A 16,743-nucleotide genomic window follows, 5' to 3' on the forward strand; every position below is an offset into this window, starting at 1 on the left:
GTTAATCTTTATAAGATAGAATAAGAGATAGAGTATTTTGGAAAAAGTTTATTATTTTATGCCAACATTGACCAGATTTTTGATGATTCTTTTTATTTTGCTTATTATTCTTTTTAGTATAATGATTATTCTTGTGGTTTTTGTTGAGCCTGTAACTGTGGATATGTCTGTTGATGTCCCTTTGGATTCATTGAGTCTTTCCTTGAGAATGAATCAATGAAAAATAACAGTGTGATAGAACGTTTTCTTGAAATGATGAGTGCTGAACGAGGTGCTTCTGTTCATACGCTTGCGGCTTATCAACATGATTTACAGTGGGCGCAAGATGAATTGTCCTCCCATTCTGTTTCGCTTTTTGCAGCACAAAAGGAAGATTTGATTGGTCTTTTGTCGCTTATGCATACGTTTGGTTTTGCTGCATCTTCACAAGCGCGTCGTTTATCGACGTTGCGTCAATTTTATCAGTTTCTTTATGCAGAAGGATTAAGAGCAGATGATCCTTCCCATGATATTGATGCACCTCGCCAAGGACGCCCTTTGCCCAAAATTATCAGTGAAGATGTGGTGACAAAATTTCTTGATTTGGCGCAGTTGGAGGTTAATCAAGCAATTTATGGGTCCAAGGATTATTTGCGAGCATTGCGTCTTCAGTTGTTGAGTGAAATGCTTTATGCAACAGGATTACGCATTAGTGAGTTGGTGAGTTTGCCAGTGCAGGCTGTTCGGGGGAAAGAATACAGTATTTTGGTTTGTGGTAAGGGAAAAAAAGAACGAATGGTGCTGTTATCAAAAAAAGCATATCAAGTTCTGTTGCAGTGGTTGAATTTGCGTGATCAAGGAAAAGATGCAACAAGTCTTTATCTTTTTCCAGCGCATTCAGAAACAGGGTATATTGCCCGTCAAGTTGTTGCACGGGAATTGAAAAACCTTGCTAAAAGAGCTGGAATAAAAAGTAATCACTTTTCTCCCCATGTGTTACGCCATGCTTTTGCTAGCCATCTTTTACAAAATGGCGCTGATTTGCGTGCCGTTCAACATTTGTTGGGTCATTCTGATATTTCTACCACTCAGATTTATACCCATGTATTGGAAGAGGGACTTTATCGTTTAGTCAATGAGCATCATCCACTTGCCGATGAGCAAAAGGCTCGTTAAAGAAAAGGTGTTGTTTTTGAAAAAGACTTTATAAAGCGAATTATAAGTGTATAAGTGACACTGAGTGAGTTGGTACAATGTATAATTATCTTGATTTTGAAAAACCAGTTGCTGATCTCGATGGGAAAATTCTTGAATTAAAAAAAATTTCTCAGGAAAAAGACAGTCTTGATATGAGCGACGAGATTGCGCGTCTTGAAAAGCGTTCCCAAACGGCATTGAATGATATTTATAAAAAATTGACACCGTGGCAAAAAACACAAGTCGCTCGTCATCCTGATCGTCCGCATTTTATGGACTATTCTAAACGCTTATTGAGTGATGTTACACCTTTGGCAGGAGATCGCAAATTTGCTGAAGATGAAGCTATTCAAGCTGGTTTTGCTCGTTTTAAGGGGGAGGCCGTTGCTTACATTGGTCAAGAGAAAGGTCACGATACGCAAACACGTTTGCGCTATAATTTTGGTTCTGCACGTCCAGAAGGATATCGTAAAGCGGTACGTATTATGGAAATGGCTGACCGCTTTGGTTTGCCACTCCTCACTTTTATTGATACAGCGGGTGCTTATCCTGGAGTAAGCGCTGAAGAACGTGGGCAAGCGGAAGCAATTGCTCAATCAACAGCAGCAACTTTGCGCCTAAAGGTTCCTGTTGTATCCGTTGTTATTGGAGAAGGTGGTTCTGGGGGAGCTATAGCAATTGCGGCTGCCAATAAAGTTTATATGTTGGAACATGCGATTTACTCTGTTATTTCTCCAGAAGGAGCAGCTTCTATTTTATGGCGTGATCCAGCCCGTGCAAAAGATGCTGCAATGAATATGCGTATTACCGCTCAAGATTTGTATCGCTTAAAGATTATTGATGGTATTATTTCGGAGCCTTTAGGAGGAGCACATCGTGGAAAAGAAATTGCTATTGATGCAACGGGTGATGTTATTTCAGAGGCTTTAAAAGCGATGGCTGGAAAGGATGGTCAAGTGCTTAAACAAGAGCGAAGGGAAAAATACCTTCAAATTGGTCGCTCACTAGTATAAGTCATTTTTAGTGAGGGGTTTTGGATTGGAGTTTTATTCGATGACATTTAACAGATTCCTCGCTCTGTGTGTTGTGTTTGTAATGGGAATATTGACGGCATGTGAAGGAAGATTACCAGCTTCTATTCGTGCTAAAGTTGAGCAACCTCTTCCGCAGGAAATCCGAAATAGAATGGCTCTGTACAATATAGACCCATATGCACCGATTATGATGCGGTTTTTTAAGGAAGAAAATGTTGCTGAAATTTGGAAGCAATCTCGTTCAGGATCTTTTGTGTTGGTGGCGCGCTATGGCATTTGCAAATGGTCTGGTAAGCTTGGTCCTAAATATAAGGAAGGGGATCTTCAGACACCAGAGGGTTTTTATACGATTAGCGCAAACCAAATGAATCCTTATTCAAAATATTATCTTTCTTTTAATATAGGATATCCAAACCTTTATGATCAGGAAAATGGCCGTACAGGAAGCAATCTTATGGTACATGGTTCTTGCTTTTCCGCTGGTTGTTATTCTATGAGTGATAGAAATATGGCTCAAATTTATGCGTTTGCACGGGATGCTTTTAAAGGAGGGCAAAGAGCATTTCAGTTACAAGCTTTTCCTTTCCGCATGACTGAGGATAATATGTCACGTCATAGCAATGATCCTCATTATCAATTCTGGGTTATGCTTAAGAAAGGTTATGATTTTTTTGAAGAAAATCGTAAACCTCCAATCGTTGAAGTTTATGAAAAACGTTACGTTTTTAATCGCGATATTGGTAAAACTTCAGTTTCTCTGATGCAGTGAGTGTTATTTTATCCTGCTGCGTACCGTAAAACACTGTCGCTTATGGTGATGAGATAGGATATATAACTTTATGCATGAGGTGCTTTTTTTAAGTGAGGCGTCAATATTTTAAAGCGTTGGTCTTGTTCATAGAGCTTTATGTTAGTAAATTAGATTGAGGTGGGACGCCAAGAGGAATTTTCTCAAAGAAGTTGGATTGTTTGCACATCGGTACTGATATCAATCTTCGTTTTTAGTGAAGAGTAAGTTAACATAAAATGTACCTCTCTTTTTATTTCTTTAAAAGAGTTTTGTTCTTTTATGCTGTGAAATATTGTCTTGTCGTGCTGTTATATAAGATACATTCACATATTTTAAAATGCGATATTGCTTCTGTCTGATTTTAGTTTTTTTCTTAACAGGGATTTTGATTTCAATTAGCTTGAATAAATATAAAGTTGAGCAGAATATTTTAGAACCAATAATTTTGCTAATCGGTCTGTGAAATGAATCACATGAAGTGGTTTGCAGATGAAGCGCATTTAGAGAGAAAACAATCTATTTTCAGATTGATGGGTATTAAATTTTTTATCATAACAATTTGATTTGTAATGATAATTTAGTGTTATTCAAGTTAAATTAGAACCCTGAATGCCGTAAGATTCTCTCATTTCAAAGCCGTTCCATGTTGAATAAATTAAAACCATTTTCTTGCACGTTACAAGCGGGGATAGCCGCGTGGGTGAAACTGTGCACGAAAGACTAAAATGCTTTTTACAAACCGTCTCAAGTACCAAGAGATGTTTCAACATTGGGAATTAGCAAAGTGTGTAATGGTGCCGGTTTGCTCCTTTAAAAGCATAAAGATGGTGGTGCCAATGAATTTAATATTATATCATTGAAGGGGAGAAAAAATTAAAACTTTATTCCTGGAATGACCAGAGGATTTTCTAAGAGAGCTGTTTTGTCTGCAGTATCTATTGCTGGTTTATTAAAAAAAGCATTGAGAAGTTTTTCTATCGCTTCTTTTTCAACACCATCGGCAATGATGACAAAACGTGTTTGTTTTATTCCTTTTGGCCATGCTGGCAATCTTATGGGAGGATGAAAAAATGTTTGTACGCCATGTAATACAAGTGGGCGATAAGGATCATCACGCAATGCGATAATTGCTTTAATACGGAGTAACTTTGCACCATAACGGTTTTGTAGGAGATCTAAAAAAGCTTCAATTGTAGCGTAATCAACAGGACTCTCACAGTTTAGTGAAAAGGTACGAATGGTTTTATGGGGGGGATGATCATGGAGGGTAGTCGTAAGATTTTGTTTAAGTTTTGTATTTTCTACTTTTTCATTCCATAATGTGTTATTTATTAATAGATTTGAGCAGAAATCTTCAGAATGGGCGTCAATTATTTGTGCTGTAGGATTAATGGCTTTAAGTGTGTTAAGGAGCGTATTTGAAAGCATTTGTGGGGCTGTGAGATCTGTTTTGGTGAGAATAATTTTATCAGCAAAGATTAATTGTTTATATATTTCAGGATAGTGCTCACATATGGAAAGCGTGCTTAATGTATCAAATGTTGCAAAAACAGCATTTATGGACAATGTTTGAATAAACAGTGGGTGGCTTAAAAGTATTTGTAAAATAGGAGCAGGATCAGCCACCCCTGTTGTTTCAATGATAATGTGATTGAGTTGTTTGATTTGTCCTGTTTGGACGCGATTGATTAAATCGGTTAATGTGTCGATGAGATCACTGCGTAAATTACAGCATAAGCAACCATTGGCAAGCTCAATAATTCCTTCTGTCGCCTTTTCAACCAGAAGGTGGTCAATACTGATTTCGCCGAATTCATTGATGATAACAGCACATTCTGTTAGAAGAGGGTCTTTTAGCATACGGTTGAGCAAAGTTGTTTTGCCAGAGCCTAAAAAACCAGTAATAAGCGTGAGAGGAATGCGCTTTATTTTCATATTAATCATCAACCGTGGTTTTGTTTTAAAGAAACATCTTTTAAAGCACCCAATCCCATTTCATGGCGCCGACCATGAATGGTATAACGATAAAGCCATTGAACACCACCAGCTTTACGTTTGTAGATAAGCAAGCCGGCATTATCACACTATTTGCTAGCTTCCAATGTTGCGCGACAGCTCTTAGAACTTAAGACGGTTCATAAGAGCTACTTTAATCCTTTCTTAATAGTTTTTTATCCATATGGCTAGCCCCGCTTGTGACGTGCAAGCAAGTGATTTTGATTGATTCAAGATAAACAAATTTGAAATGAGAGAATCTTACGTTATTCGGGACTCTCAATTCAATATGAATAATGCTAAATTATCATTATAAATCAATATCTTGTTGTTTTAAAGAAACATATCTTAATATGTTTAATCTCATTTATAATGGTACTTGTGAGGGATATAATGGTAAACTCTCCATAAATCCATTATACCACTATTCTTATGCTTATAAAGGTATACGTAGGCACTCGCTACACTTCTTCAGAGACCAGTGTTGTGATAACTTTTGGTACTTGAAAAGACTTATAAGAGGAATTTTAATTCCCTTCTTTAATTATTTTACCTCTATGTTCATCCAACTGGTGATGTGCAAGAAACTGATTTTAATTGATTCGACAGATACAGATTTGAAATGAGGAAACCTTACGATATTTGTGCTTCTGACATAAGGTGCAAAATTATTATTATAAATCAATCAATTACAATTAATTATAGATTATGGCTTACGGCTTTTTTATAGAATAGTTTGCACTTCTTTTAGACACACTATGGGGTTTTCTTAGTGGTTTTACTGTCATTTTGGGTGTCTGTGGCGTACGAATGAGGTGTACTACTAAAGGATGAGAAAAAGAAGGTGCAGCAGTGATAAAAGGTGAGGTGAGAATAATATTCCCTTGATCATCATATGAATTTGCATGCATTTTTATGGCTTCAGGTGTGCATGTTTGTTTTCCCATATTGCTGGCTTGTGTTATCTTGCTACCATAAGGTTTTAATGTTGCTAGTGTTAATTGAGGGGTTCCTTGATGCAAAAAGCCTGTTTCAAGAAGTTGTGCAGCTTTTTCTTCTCTTTCACTTATGTTGTTAGCACCTAGAATAACAGCAATAATTGTACGTTTATTGCGGGTGGCTGAGGCAACAAGATTAAAACCAGAGGCACAAATAAAGCCTGTTTTCATACCGTCTATCCCATAAAAACGGCCAATGAGGTTGTTTGAGTTATGCTGGATTTTTCGATTATTACCAAAATCAATGGCTGGAATAGAAAAATAATGAGCATATTGTGGAAATTCTCGACGTATTTGAACGGCTAAAAGAGCAATATCGCGTGCCGTGGAGTAGTTTTGAGGGTCTGGTAAACCACTTGCGTTCGCAAAATGGGTGCCAAACATGCCTAAACGTTTAGCTTCGCTATTCATTTTACGTACAAAATCTTTCTGTGAACCTGCAACAGCTTCACTCATGGCAATGGCTAAATCATTGGTAGATTTAACCATGGTGATACTTAAGGCTGTATCAAGTGTGAGTACAGAACCAGCTTTATAGCCTGAACGATATGAGGGAGCTTTTGCGGCGTATTCGCTGATGGTGATAGGTTTGTTTGGTGAAACTTCTCCTCGGCTCATGGCACGAAAAATAACATAAGCGGTCATTAATTTTGTCAAGGAAGCAGGATACCAACGCTCAAAAGCTTGATTATGTTTTAAGATATGCCCCGTTGTAACATCAACAGAAATAAAAGGCTGCGCTAGAGCAGAAGCGCTGGATAAACTCAAAACGAAAGAAAAAAATAAATTATAGAAGAGATGTTTCATTAATTTAAATCGAGTTCCTTTTTATTCGTTATTTAGAATTATTTTAATGTAACACACAAAGCTTTTGAGTCCAGGATTGAAAGGACAGATGGTTAATTGCTGTATCAGTTGTGTTTCAGGGATAAAAACCAACACTCATCTTCATTTTCCCCTTGAATTTGGTTTGATAGCTTAAGTATCTCAAGAAATACTTTTTAAATAATGAAGATTGTGCAAGATTTCAGGTTTTTGGGAGAATTGATGTTTCGCAGGAAGGAACAAGCCGGTATAATCATACATTTTGCTCGCTCTTCTGTTAGGTTGTGTTAGGACAACTCTTGGCACTTGAGATGGCCTATGAGGTATTTTTTATCTATACATGAACCTTGCTTATGACAGACAAGGAAGTAATTTTAATGAGATTCAATATGAGAAGGAGGAGAATGAGCTGATTTTACTATATTGGGAGTTATTATTTAATATGAAAAGTTATTTATCATTATAAATCAATTTTTTATACATAAAAGTAATACGATGCTATATTGTTTATTTATCTCTTTTCTTTAAAGAAGTTGTTTATTTTTCTCCTAATTCCACTCCGTCAAGCATTTTTAGCATTGTTTGTGCATAAGTATAAAGTCCTTATTATGCGGTTCCTTTATGTACTTACTTTAATAGGAGAATACGTTCCTTGTGCAAGGCAAAACGCTCACAATAAAATACTGTTGCGTTGCCGATTCATGTGTCTGTTTTAAAGAAATATTTATTAGTCGTTATGTTTCTTTTAAGACGTCGCTCGTAAGAAGTATAACATGAAGCTTACAGAAAACCTCATCCTTATGTTTATGGAGAAAGATGTTGGCATTTATTATTTGCTGTCAATGTTGTGTTTATTATTTAAACGATTTTCAAGATAAGAAGATTTCTTTTTCAAAAAATTTATACATTGATCGTTTTTTATAATTTTGAATGAGGAAATTTTAAGTGTTTTTCTTATATTTTTGTTCCCTATACTCCGCTCAATATACAAAGCGATGCATTATTCTAATTAATGAGTGTCTTGGTTTAGTTTTTGAAGTTTTTGAACAGCGGATGGTGGCATAGGAGGAGGGGTAGGATCTTGAGCTGCTAAGAGAAGCAGTTCATCACAGGCTTTTTCAGTCTTTTGGACCAGTTGATCTAGAAAATCACGTTTGCTTAAACCAGCCTCTATCGGGGGAAGAATACGAACGCGGATTGTTCCAGGATAACGGCGAAAATTATTGCGTGGCCAATATAAACCCGCATTGTGTGCAATAGGCACTACTTTAAGCCCTAATTCATTATAGAGCGCGACAATTCCTGACTTATAATCTGGTTCTTGACCGGGTTGTCGGCGTGTTCCTTCGGGAAAAATCAAGATTTGGCGCCCTTGTTTTACTTTCTCTTTTGCTTTTTGTATAATCATTTTTAAGGCTTTGATGGGTGTTGTACGGTTAATGGGGATAATTTGTGTTTTTGCCATATACCAACCAAACAATGGAATCCACATCAATTCACGTTTTAAAATGAGAGTGGGATCATCAAAATAGGGAACAAGACTGAAAGTTTCCCAAGCTGATTGATGCTTTGGAGCAATGATATAGGCTCCTTTGGGAAGATTTTCTAAACCTTCAATCTCATAACTTGTGCCTGCGATGTATTTTTGCAAAAAGAGTGTGACGCGCGCCCATGTTTTAGGTACAATCCATGCTTTTTTACGTGGCATTAAAAAATAAACGGGAGCGTAAAGAATCATTTGTATGAAAGTGGTTGTATAAAAAGCAAACGTAAAAAGAACAGAACGAAGGATAAGCACTACATTTTCCATTTTATAGCTATAAGAGAACTTTCATATATAATATAATTTACATGAGAAAACATCTTCTTTATGTTTTCTCAAGCATCTATTTTTTCGGTAACTCATTTTCCGATATTTAAAAACAGAAGGAAAGAGGTTAATGGAATTACAAAAAGATAAACTTTTTATTCCACGGATTTTATCTATTGCGGGAACAGATCCTTCTGGTGGCGCTGGAATGCAGGCGGATTTGAAGGTTTTTTCAGCTATGAAAACTTATGGTATGAGTGTGGTTACAGCTGTTGTTGCACAAAATACTCAGGGTGTGCGTTCTTTTCAGGCATTAGATGCTTCTTTTGTTGCAGATCAAATTGATTCTGTTTTTGAGGATATCCATGTTGATGCCGTTAAAATTGGTATGGTTGCAAATGCTCAAATTGCACAGGTTATTGCAGAACGTCTTGCTTATCATAAAGCGCGTTTCATTGTTTTTGATCCGGTTATGGTTGCAAAAAGTGGTGATGTTCTTTTAAAGTCTGATGCAATTGAAATTATGCGTGATGTTCTTGTGCCGATGTCAACTTTGATCACACCAAATTTGCCTGAAGCTGCACTGTTATTGGGAGGTGAAGTGCAATGGTCTTTAGAGACTATGTATCAATATGCTCCACGACTCTTGGCGCTAGGGTGCCATGCCGCTCTGTTAAAAGGAGGGCATTTGAATACGCTTACCAGAAATAGTACAGAAAATTACGATTATTCTAGTCCAGATCTTTATTGTGATTGTGAAAACCTTGTTATACTTGAAGCTTCACGTATCATAACGACCAATGATCATGGTACAGGTTGTACTATTGCAGCTGCAATTGCAGCACTTTTACCGACAACACCTTTGGTTTGCGCTGTTAAACAAGCAAAAGATTATCTCAATGATACTTTAGCAGCTTCAACTGTTTTGCAAGTAGGAAAAGGGCGAGGGCCGCTTCACCATTTTTGTAAACTATGGGATGAAAAATAAAGGAGAATCCTATTGAATATTGCGATTGTTTTGGGATCTATACGTCAACCCTCGTTAACAAGAGCTTTAGCTAACTGCTTGGCTGATTGCCTATTGACGCGTGGTGCATCTCTTCATTGGGTTGATTTACGTGAACAGCCTTTGCCGATTGCTGATCCAGATTATCACCATCATGTAGAGGCTAATCCAAGTACTGCCGTCCGCCAATTTGTTAAAACAATTGCAGCAGCTGATGGTGTTATACTCGCTAGCCCCCTTTATCAAGGATCTTATTCTGGTGTTTTAAAAAATGCTCTTGATCATTTAGCCTATGATGCCTTTTTAAGTAAACCGGTTGGGCTTATTTCTCATGGGAGTACGGCAAAAAGATGTGCACAACCGTGTGAACATTTGTTGCCGGTGGTGCGTACGCTTTATGGGTATGCGCTACAATGTCAAGTCGCTTCGGCTAAAGAGGATTTTACATCAGATGATGAAGGTCGTGCATGGAAAGTCATAAGCAAAGAGGTACGGACACGTTGTGAGCGGCTTGCTGATGAAATGTGTGCATTTTTAAATCAAAAAGCTGGGAGAGATGATAAAAAATGATGAGAAATATCGTTATTTAGTGGTAGGTGGCACGGGGATGCTTGCTCCTTTGTGTCAGTCGCTAAAGCCACAAGAAGTGATTATTGCGGCGCGCGCTTTCTTTCTCATCAGGATCAGCTTGAGGTATTGCAAAAAAACTATATGTGTGTGCCGTTGGATTATTATTGTACGACTTCTCAGACACAATTTTTAGAAACTGTGATGCAATGGCGTGGGTTAAAATTTGCATATTATAGATTTATTCACCTGCCCATGCATTTTCTTGCGCGTTGATTGAGCAGTTGGCTCTTTTACCTAATCCACCATGTATTCTTCATATTTTTGGTTTCGATTCTCATGATTAAATGCTTGTTGATTGTGCGCGCAAAAATAAAGTTGATTTTATATCTGTTAAATTAGGACGAAAAACAACATAAAATGGATGGCGGTGGCTTACCCATCAGGAGATAAGTCAACAGGTATTGGATGCAATGAAAGGTTATGCATGAACTAAAATTTTAATTATTTGAGATGGCGAATTGGGTTCGTTTTTTGTATATTTTTTTGAAACATAGATACTTGTTATGAAGAGGGCAATATAAAAGCCGATTACTGATCGCTTTATGATAGTGCTCAGAATGAATTGTTTTTCATGCTTTGCATACCTAAGGGGAAGTTTCTACTGTCTCTCAATGATGTCCTTCAGATCCAAAAAACCTTTAGCAAATTTAAGATAAAAGAGGTGAATACATCTTAATCATGTGGTTTAAAGAAACCGTCTCCGGTTCAAGAATCAATCATCTCAAATTGTGATTTTTGAGAAAAGAAAAAGATTCATGAAAGAGGCTTTAAATGATCTTTGAAAGTTTTTTTAAGCTCCTTTGGTTATTGTATAAAGCAAAAATTTTTTCTATTAATTAATTAACAGACTAACCATCTAACAAACTATGATGCAACTGTCGTTTTAAATGTTTGCCTTCGAGTTCTTCATAGTTATCAGTAATAATCAGTAAATTATAGATCATATCAAATAAAAAATTTTTACTTATTCAACTTAGATTTGTGATAGATATCTTTTTTAAGACAATGATCCTGAAAATCATAAAAGTAAGAAAATTTGAGTGAGTCATTTAAAACAATTATATTTGTAATGATTTTAGCTTTTCACTATCATTATTAAAGGGGATTGGCCAAGCGTCCTTGGTTTTATCGATTGCTTGATCATATTTGAGCTCTGCTGAAAATAATAAATTCTTTTAGTTGATGAGCGAAAAAGAATTCATTATTCAATGATCATGTGTTTATTGGAATAAATTTTAAATTCACCAAAGTTTGTAAAACCAAATTTTTTATAAATGCTAATTCCCTCGTGAGAGGCTTGCATACCAATAACATGACATCTTTTTCTTTTTAAATGCTCAATAGCAATTTTTGTCATGAATGTCCCCACACCTCTTTTTTGAAAATCTGGATTGGTGACAATATCATACACTCCACCAACTCCATCTGCTTTAATACAAAAACATATTGCTACAGGATTGTTATTTATATAACCAACGAACATCTCTACATCAGGATCTTTTTTATAACAGCTTCCTATTGTTTCATAAAATATAACTGCTTCTTCATCAAAAGGATCGGATACTGATGCCATAACATTTCCGTAATCTCTAAAATCTTGAAGTGATTTAACTTCCTTGATTTTGAAGCTATCTGGCATAGAAGTAACATGTGAGTCTATATCTTGCGCTAAAGCTGCCATTCCTACCTCTGTTTCAACATGCTCTAAGCCAATAGATAAGAGAACTTCATCAACTTTATAATGAGACGAATGAAGTCCAACCCACTAAGCTAAAGGTAGTTTCAGCGCATTAAAGGAATCGATTATAGATTTTGCCTGCTCTACAGGTATAGTTTCTTGTAAATTTTTAGCAGAGATAATATTGAATGTATCTGAAGCCAATGTTGAATTAATAGAAGACACGCCATTTGAAAAATCAACAATCTTCATTTTAGGGCACAATTTTGGTAAAAAACGTACTTTTGAAAAAATTATTCTCTAATGATAAGTCAATTTTTGATTTGTTTAACATTTGTTTTTCTTTTCATTGCTCATCATTTCTAAATTAATCTTTTATACGGGGGCTGTAAAAAATTCGTCTAAGTTAAAAATTATTATCTTAGATCTAAGCTCCCAATCCAATGGATGCTTCACAAGAAATTACGAATCTTAGAAAAACTTTGAAAAAAATAAATTGATACAAAACCCACTGGCAAGCTACATACAGCTACAACAACCGATGACAAGCTATAACTTCATACAAGAATGAATAAATACAAAATTCAATGGAGCGGGCGATGGGATTCGAACCCACGACCCCAACCTTGGCAAGGTTGTGCTCTACCCCTGAGCTACACCCGCTCACCGATTCGATATATATCTTGTCTGTATGGCGTAGGCTTTTACGAATTGCAACAAAAAAATATCATTTCTGTTTGATTTATTTTGTCTATGTTTCGATAAAATGAAATAAAGATTGATTTTATAAGATTCTTCAGTAATAAATCATTCCTTTTTTAATTTTTGCATGGAGAGGGGTGGAGTATAATGTTGAAGAGAGTAAATATATTTGGGATTGTTATGGCGGCTGTTTTTATGATGAACAGTGTTGTAAAAGCGGATGACCAAGTTAAACACATTAAAGTTGCGCTCACACAAATTATGATCCATCCTGCTGCGGATGCCGTTCGTAAGGGTGTAGAAGATGTTCTTGCAGAAAATGGTTATAAGCAAGGTGAAAATTTTCAACTTACCTTTTTATCAGCGCAGGGCAATATTTCAACAGCAACGCAAATTGCACGTAAATTTGTTGGTGATAAACCCGATGTTATTGTAGCAATTACCACGCCTTCAGCTCAAACAATGCTTGCGGCAACAAAAACAATTCCTATCGTCTTTGCAGCGATTTCTGATCCTATCGGAGCTAAAATAGTTTCTTCGCTTACCAAACCTGGTGGTAATATGACGGGGAGTTCTGATCGTATAGATGTTGCAGAAAGCATTAAACTTTTGCAAGAAGTAAAACCAGATTTGAAAAAAATTGGTTACCTTTATAACGCTTCTGAAGCAAATTCTGTTTCAACACTTAAGGTGTTAAAGGATGTAGCAAAAAAAGCAGGAATTGAAATCATTCCTTCATCGGCACCAAAACCTTCAGATGTTCAGGCAGCAACACGTGCTTTAATCGGTAAGGTAGATATTATTTTTGTTCCTGCTGATAATACGATTTTATCTGTTTTAGAGGGTGCAATAAAGGTTACACAAGAAGCAAATATGCCTGTATTTACTGTTGATGCGAATACTATCGGACGCGGGCCTTTTATGACGCAAGGTGTGAATTTCTATGATGTAGGAGTTGATGCTGGTAAGTTAGTTGTACGTATTTTAAAAGGTGAAAAGCCTGGTGATATTGATATTGTGCAGGCGGCTAATAATGACATTCGAATTGATATGAAAGCAGCTAAAAAAGCAGGGATTATTATTCCGCAGGCAGTTATTGACCGTGCGACAAAAGTGATTCAATAATTTTTTATTAATAGGATGTTGATGCAATAAAATACGTTAAGTTTTCATGGGGATTGTCTTTATATGAATATATTTGCGTTTTCTGGCGCTGTGGAATTAGGCCTTATTTACGCGTTTGTTGCTATAGGGGTTTATCTCTCATTTCGCGTTTTGGATTTTCCTGATTTAACAGTTGATGGCTCGTTTCTTCTGGGATCCTGTGTCTGTGGTGTTTTGATTCTTTTGGGTTTCAATGCATGGACAGCTATGGCATGCGCTTTTTGTGCAGGTATGGTGGCTGGTTTATTAACAGCTCTATTGAATTTGCGTTTTGGCATTTTGAATCTTTTGGCTTCCATTTTAACAATGTCGGCACTTTATACGGTTAATCTTCGTATTATGGGAATTATGGGAGGGTCTAATGTTAATTTAGCTCTTGCTGATACAGCTTTAACACCCTTTTATAATCTGTTTGGTTTGTCTGATATTTTTGTGCGTCCTCTTTTCGTTGGTACTGTGTTGCTGATTGTAGCATTTTTGATTTGGCGCTTTTTGGAAAGTGAAATTGGTCTTGCTATGCGTGCAATGGGCGCTAATCCACGCATGGCGACGGCGCAAGGTGTTCATACATCAGCATTGATTTATTTTGGTATGGGGCTTTCCAATGCATGTGTTGCCCTTGGTGGTTCTCTTTATATTCAAACTGCCATCGCAACAGATATTACCGGTGGAATTGGAACTATTGTTTTTGGGTTGGCAGCCGTGATTATCGGTGAAACTCTTTTTCGTACGCGCAATATTTTTTGGATTATAATCAGCTGTATTGTAGGGTCTGTGCTTTATCGTGTAGCGGTGCAATTTGCATTTGAAGCAAATGGTATTGGTATTGATACATCGACAGATCTTCAGTTGATTACTTCGCTGTTGGTTGTTTTAACTCTTATTGTGCCACGTTATTGGAGGAGGCGTAAACGTGATTGAGTTGTTTCATGTTGGGGTCACATTTAAACCGCAAACGCCTTTGGAAAAACAGGCTTTAATTGATATTAACCTCAAAATTGAGCAGGGTAGTTTTGTTACGGTTATTGGTTCAAATGGTGCTGGTAAATCCACTTTGCTTAGTGTTTTGGCAGGTGCAACGCTTCCTACAGAAGGAAGAGTCGTTATTAATGGACAAAATGTTTCTGGGCAATCAGTCAGTGAACGCGCGGGAAAGATTGCTTGTGTTTTTCAAGATTCCTTAGAGGGAAGTTGTGGTTCTTTAACAATTGAAGAAAATTTGGCTCTTGCTGCTCTTCGAGGAAGCCGTCGTGGTTTGCGTTCAGCTTTAAACCATGAGAAACGGCAACTTTTTCGAGAAAAAATTGCTCAATTAGGCATTGGTCTTGAAGCATATATTCATAATCCTATGGATAGTCTATCAGGTGGACAACGCCAAGCCGTTTGTCTTGTGATGGCAACGTTAGCACATGCGGATGTTTTATTGCTTGATGAACATACCTCAGCGCTTGATCCTGGAATGGCTGATTTTGTGATGCGGTTGACTGAAAAAATCGTTGAAGAGAAAAAATTAACGACTATCATGGTGACCCATTCTATGCGTCAGGCTCTTGATTTTGGTGATCGCACATTGATGTTGCATGGTGGAAAAGTGATTTTGGATGTGAGTTATGAAGAGCGTAAGGGCTTGGATGTAAATGATTTAATTGGTATGTTTCAGAAAGTTCGCGGGGAAGTTCTTGATGATGATGAACTGTTAATAGGTTAATAATGTGGCTCAGAAAAAAGCACATGAAGTTGATCAATTTCTAACGCGTTTTTCACGTGCTTTTCCTATTGTTCTCATTTATGGGACAGATCGTGGTCTTATTTGTGAACGTGCACAATGTTTTGCTAAGCTTACACGGGTGGCAATAGAAGATCCATTTTCAACAGTTCGTTTGGATGCTGCTGAAATTGATAAAGATCCTGCACGTTTGGAAAATGAAGCGCGTACGTTATCGCTTTTTGGGGGAGATCGTTTGATATGGATTTCTAATGCGGCTAACCAAAAAGGTTTTCTTGCTGCTTTAAAGCTTTTAATTGAGAATCCACCAGAAGCTTGTTTTATTCTCATTGAGGCAGGGGATTTAAAAAAAGGAACAGGGTTGCGCAATGTTGTTGAAACAGCGTCAAAAGCAATGGCTTTGCCTTGTTTTGCTGATGATATGCGTTCTCTTGACAGTTTAATTGATGAGGTTTTAGGACAATTTAAGAAGACTCTTTCTTTGGATGCACGTAGATGGTTACATGAAAGTTTAGGGGCGGATCGTCTTGTATCTCGCGGTGAATTAGAGAAGCTTTGTCTTTACGCTGAAAATGTTCATATTACTCTTGAAGATGTGAAAGCTGTTGTAAGTGATGTAAGTGTTCTTTCTCAAGATGAAGTCATTGATGCTCTTTTATTGGGCGATATATCAGGCTTTGAAGCGCATTTTAACCGACATGTAGCATTACAAGGAACGCTTTTTTTTATTTTAAGTACAGCACAGAGGCATTTTCAGCAATTACAGCTCTTGCGTTATCAGGTAGAGATTGAAGGAAAATCGCCTTTTACGGTGGTTTCTCAAGCACGTCCTCCTATTTTTTTTCAACGGAAAAAAACTGTTGAACAAGCTTTAAAATATTGGAAGTTAGAACAAATTTCTTATGCAATGGAAAGAATTCAGAGTGCTGTTTTAGACAGCCGTAAAAATCCGCTTTTGGGCGAAGCTATCATTCGTCAAGTTTTGTTAGGGCTTACAATTATTGCACGACGCCAGATGGCCGCTTAGTGTTTTAAAAATATTATGATTTTTTATTTTAAGTACAGCACAGAGACATTTTCAGCAATTACAGCTCTTGCGTTATCAGGTAGAGGTTAAAGGTGCTGTATTTTTGAGGAGGCGTTTTTAGAGCTTGAAAGTTTGATAAAAACTTTCCTTCAAAAGACAATTTTGATACAGTTTTATTATCT

14 protein-coding genes, 1 tRNA gene and 2 pseudogenes are annotated in these 16,743 nt (G+C 36.9%); 10 read left to right on the forward strand and 7 right to left on the reverse strand.

Translation table 11 applies throughout. The features are described from left to right. Positions 1 to 216: 216 nt before the first annotated feature. From ACFIMQ_RS00905 to ACFIMQ_RS00915, 3 genes are all read left to right on the forward strand, one after another. Complete coding sequence (locus tag ACFIMQ_RS00905; protein ID WP_375615696.1) at positions 217 to 1,155, forward strand: site-specific tyrosine recombinase XerD; 939 nt, start codon at positions 217 to 219, stop codon at positions 1,153 to 1,155. Positions 1,156 to 1,232: 77 nt separating this feature from the next. After that, positions 1,233 to 2,189, forward strand: coding sequence for an acetyl-CoA carboxylase carboxyltransferase subunit alpha (locus ACFIMQ_RS00910; protein ID WP_375615697.1), 957 nt, complete (start codon positions 1,233 to 1,235; stop codon positions 2,187 to 2,189). A gap of 40 nt (positions 2,190 to 2,229) precedes the next feature. Next, the gene (locus tag ACFIMQ_RS00915; protein ID WP_375615698.1) at positions 2,230 to 2,979 is read left to right on the forward strand and encodes a L,D-transpeptidase family protein; all 750 of its coding nucleotides are present in this window, start codon (positions 2,230 to 2,232) and stop codon (positions 2,977 to 2,979) included. 894 nt (positions 2,980 to 3,873) lie between these two features. On the opposite strand, the gene ACFIMQ_RS00920 is transcribed toward ACFIMQ_RS00915, so the two are convergent. From ACFIMQ_RS00920 to ACFIMQ_RS00935, 4 genes and pseudogenes are all read right to left on the reverse strand, one after another. Then, positions 3,874 to 4,935 carry a CobW family GTP-binding protein gene (locus ACFIMQ_RS00920; protein WP_375615699.1) on the reverse strand — a complete coding sequence of 354 codons (1,062 nt, stop codon included), beginning with the start codon at positions 4,933 to 4,935 and terminating at the stop codon, positions 3,874 to 3,876. Positions 4,936 to 4,955: 20 nt separating this feature from the next. Next, positions 4,956 to 5,069, reverse strand: a pseudogene (locus ACFIMQ_RS00925) (integrase); the annotation flags it as partial. 639 nt (positions 5,070 to 5,708) lie between these two features. Beyond that, positions 5,709 to 6,800: a D-alanyl-D-alanine carboxypeptidase family protein gene (locus ACFIMQ_RS00930; RefSeq protein ID WP_375703204.1), complete on the reverse strand. Its 1,092-nt coding sequence runs from the start codon at positions 6,798 to 6,800 to the stop codon at positions 5,709 to 5,711. A gap of 1,027 nt (positions 6,801 to 7,827) precedes the next feature. Then, the gene (locus tag ACFIMQ_RS00935; RefSeq protein ID WP_375615701.1) at positions 7,828 to 8,628 is read right to left on the reverse strand and encodes a lysophospholipid acyltransferase family protein; all 801 of its coding nucleotides are present in this window, start codon (positions 8,626 to 8,628) and stop codon (positions 7,828 to 7,830) included. A 130-nt stretch (positions 8,629 to 8,758) separates the two neighbouring features. On the opposite strand from ACFIMQ_RS00935, the gene thiD reads away from it, so the two are divergent. The 3 genes and pseudogenes from thiD to ACFIMQ_RS00950 all read left to right on the forward strand — a co-directional run. Next, complete coding sequence (gene thiD / locus ACFIMQ_RS00940) at positions 8,759 to 9,616, forward strand: bifunctional hydroxymethylpyrimidine kinase/phosphomethylpyrimidine kinase (RefSeq protein ID WP_375615702.1); 858 nt, start codon at positions 8,759 to 8,761, stop codon at positions 9,614 to 9,616. 12 nt (positions 9,617 to 9,628) lie between these two features. After that, positions 9,629 to 10,204, forward strand: a complete 576-nt coding sequence (locus ACFIMQ_RS00945; RefSeq protein ID WP_375703205.1) for an NADPH-dependent FMN reductase — start codon at positions 9,629 to 9,631, stop codon at positions 10,202 to 10,204. 646 nt (positions 10,205 to 10,850) lie between these two features. After that, positions 10,851 to 11,003, forward strand: a pseudogene (locus ACFIMQ_RS00950) (DNA adenine methylase); the annotation flags it as partial. 462 nt (positions 11,004 to 11,465) lie between these two features. Here ACFIMQ_RS00950 and ACFIMQ_RS00955 read toward each other — a convergent pair. The 3 genes from ACFIMQ_RS00955 to ACFIMQ_RS00965 all read right to left on the reverse strand — a co-directional run bounded on the left by ACFIMQ_RS00955 (position 11,466) and on the right by ACFIMQ_RS00965 (position 12,605). Next, entirely contained in the window at positions 11,466 to 11,945 is a 480-nt protein-coding gene (locus ACFIMQ_RS00955; protein ID WP_375703206.1) for a GNAT family N-acetyltransferase, read from the reverse strand. Positions 11,946 to 12,029: 84 nt separating this feature from the next. Next, the gene (locus ACFIMQ_RS00960; RefSeq protein WP_375703207.1) at positions 12,030 to 12,194 is read right to left on the reverse strand and encodes a hypothetical protein; all 165 of its coding nucleotides are present in this window, start codon (positions 12,192 to 12,194) and stop codon (positions 12,030 to 12,032) included. A gap of 336 nt (positions 12,195 to 12,530) precedes the next feature. Then, positions 12,531 to 12,605: transfer RNA gene (locus ACFIMQ_RS00965), tRNA-Gly, on the reverse strand. Positions 12,606 to 12,791: 186 nt separating this feature from the next. On the opposite strand from ACFIMQ_RS00965, the gene ACFIMQ_RS00970 reads away from it, so the two are divergent. The 4 genes from ACFIMQ_RS00970 (at position 12,792) to holA (ending at position 16,561) form a co-directional block, all read left to right on the forward strand. Then, the gene (locus tag ACFIMQ_RS00970) at positions 12,792 to 13,769 is read left to right on the forward strand and encodes an ABC transporter substrate-binding protein (RefSeq protein ID WP_375703208.1); all 978 of its coding nucleotides are present in this window, start codon (positions 12,792 to 12,794) and stop codon (positions 13,767 to 13,769) included. Positions 13,770 to 13,832: 63 nt separating this feature from the next. Then, positions 13,833 to 14,729 carry an ABC transporter permease gene (locus ACFIMQ_RS00975; RefSeq protein ID WP_375703209.1) on the forward strand — a complete coding sequence of 299 codons (897 nt, stop codon included), beginning with the start codon at positions 13,833 to 13,835 and terminating at the stop codon, positions 14,727 to 14,729. Continuing rightward, positions 14,722 to 15,516 carry an ABC transporter ATP-binding protein gene (locus tag ACFIMQ_RS00980; RefSeq protein WP_375703210.1) on the forward strand — a complete coding sequence of 265 codons (795 nt, stop codon included), beginning with the start codon at positions 14,722 to 14,724 and terminating at the stop codon, positions 15,514 to 15,516. The genes ACFIMQ_RS00975 and ACFIMQ_RS00980 overlap by 8 nt, the downstream gene beginning before the upstream one ends. Before the next feature lie 4 nt (positions 15,517 to 15,520). Then, entirely contained in the window at positions 15,521 to 16,561 is a 1,041-nt protein-coding gene (gene holA, locus ACFIMQ_RS00985) for a DNA polymerase III subunit delta (RefSeq protein WP_375703211.1), read from the forward strand. Positions 16,562 to 16,743 lie beyond the last annotated feature (182 nt).

The sequence above is a fragment of the Bartonella sp. AD13SXNS genome (assembly GCF_042196465.1).
Lineage (GTDB): Bacteria > Pseudomonadota > Alphaproteobacteria > Rhizobiales > Rhizobiaceae > Bartonella.

Coding starts and splice junctions, on each gene's coding strand:
- ACFIMQ_RS00905 (WP_375615696.1), top strand. CDS start 217: ATGAAAAATAACAGTGTGATAGAACGTTTTCTTGAAATGATGAGTGCT.
- ACFIMQ_RS00910 (WP_375615697.1), top strand. CDS start 1,233: ATGTATAATTATCTTGATTTTGAAAAACCAGTTGCTGATCTCGATGGG.
- ACFIMQ_RS00915 (WP_375615698.1), top strand. CDS start 2,230: ATGACATTTAACAGATTCCTCGCTCTGTGTGTTGTGTTTGTAATGGGA.
- ACFIMQ_RS00920 (WP_375615699.1), bottom strand. CDS start 4,935: ATGAAAATAAAGCGCATTCCTCTCACGCTTATTACTGGTTTTTTAGGC.
- ACFIMQ_RS00930 (WP_375703204.1), bottom strand. CDS start 6,800: ATGAAACATCTCTTCTATAATTTATTTTTTTCTTTCGTTTTGAGTTTA.
- ACFIMQ_RS00935 (WP_375615701.1), bottom strand. CDS start 8,628: ATGGAAAATGTAGTGCTTATCCTTCGTTCTGTTCTTTTTACGTTTGCT.
- thiD (WP_375615702.1), top strand. CDS start 8,759: ATGGAATTACAAAAAGATAAACTTTTTATTCCACGGATTTTATCTATT.
- ACFIMQ_RS00955 (WP_375703206.1), bottom strand. CDS start 11,945: ATGGCAGCTTTAGCGCAAGATATAGACTCACATGTTACTTCTATGCCA.
- ACFIMQ_RS00960 (WP_375703207.1), bottom strand. CDS start 12,194: ATGAAGATTGTTGATTTTTCAAATGGCGTGTCTTCTATTAATTCAACA.
- ACFIMQ_RS00970 (WP_375703208.1), top strand. CDS start 12,792: ATGTTGAAGAGAGTAAATATATTTGGGATTGTTATGGCGGCTGTTTTT.
- ACFIMQ_RS00975 (WP_375703209.1), top strand. CDS start 13,833: ATGAATATATTTGCGTTTTCTGGCGCTGTGGAATTAGGCCTTATTTAC.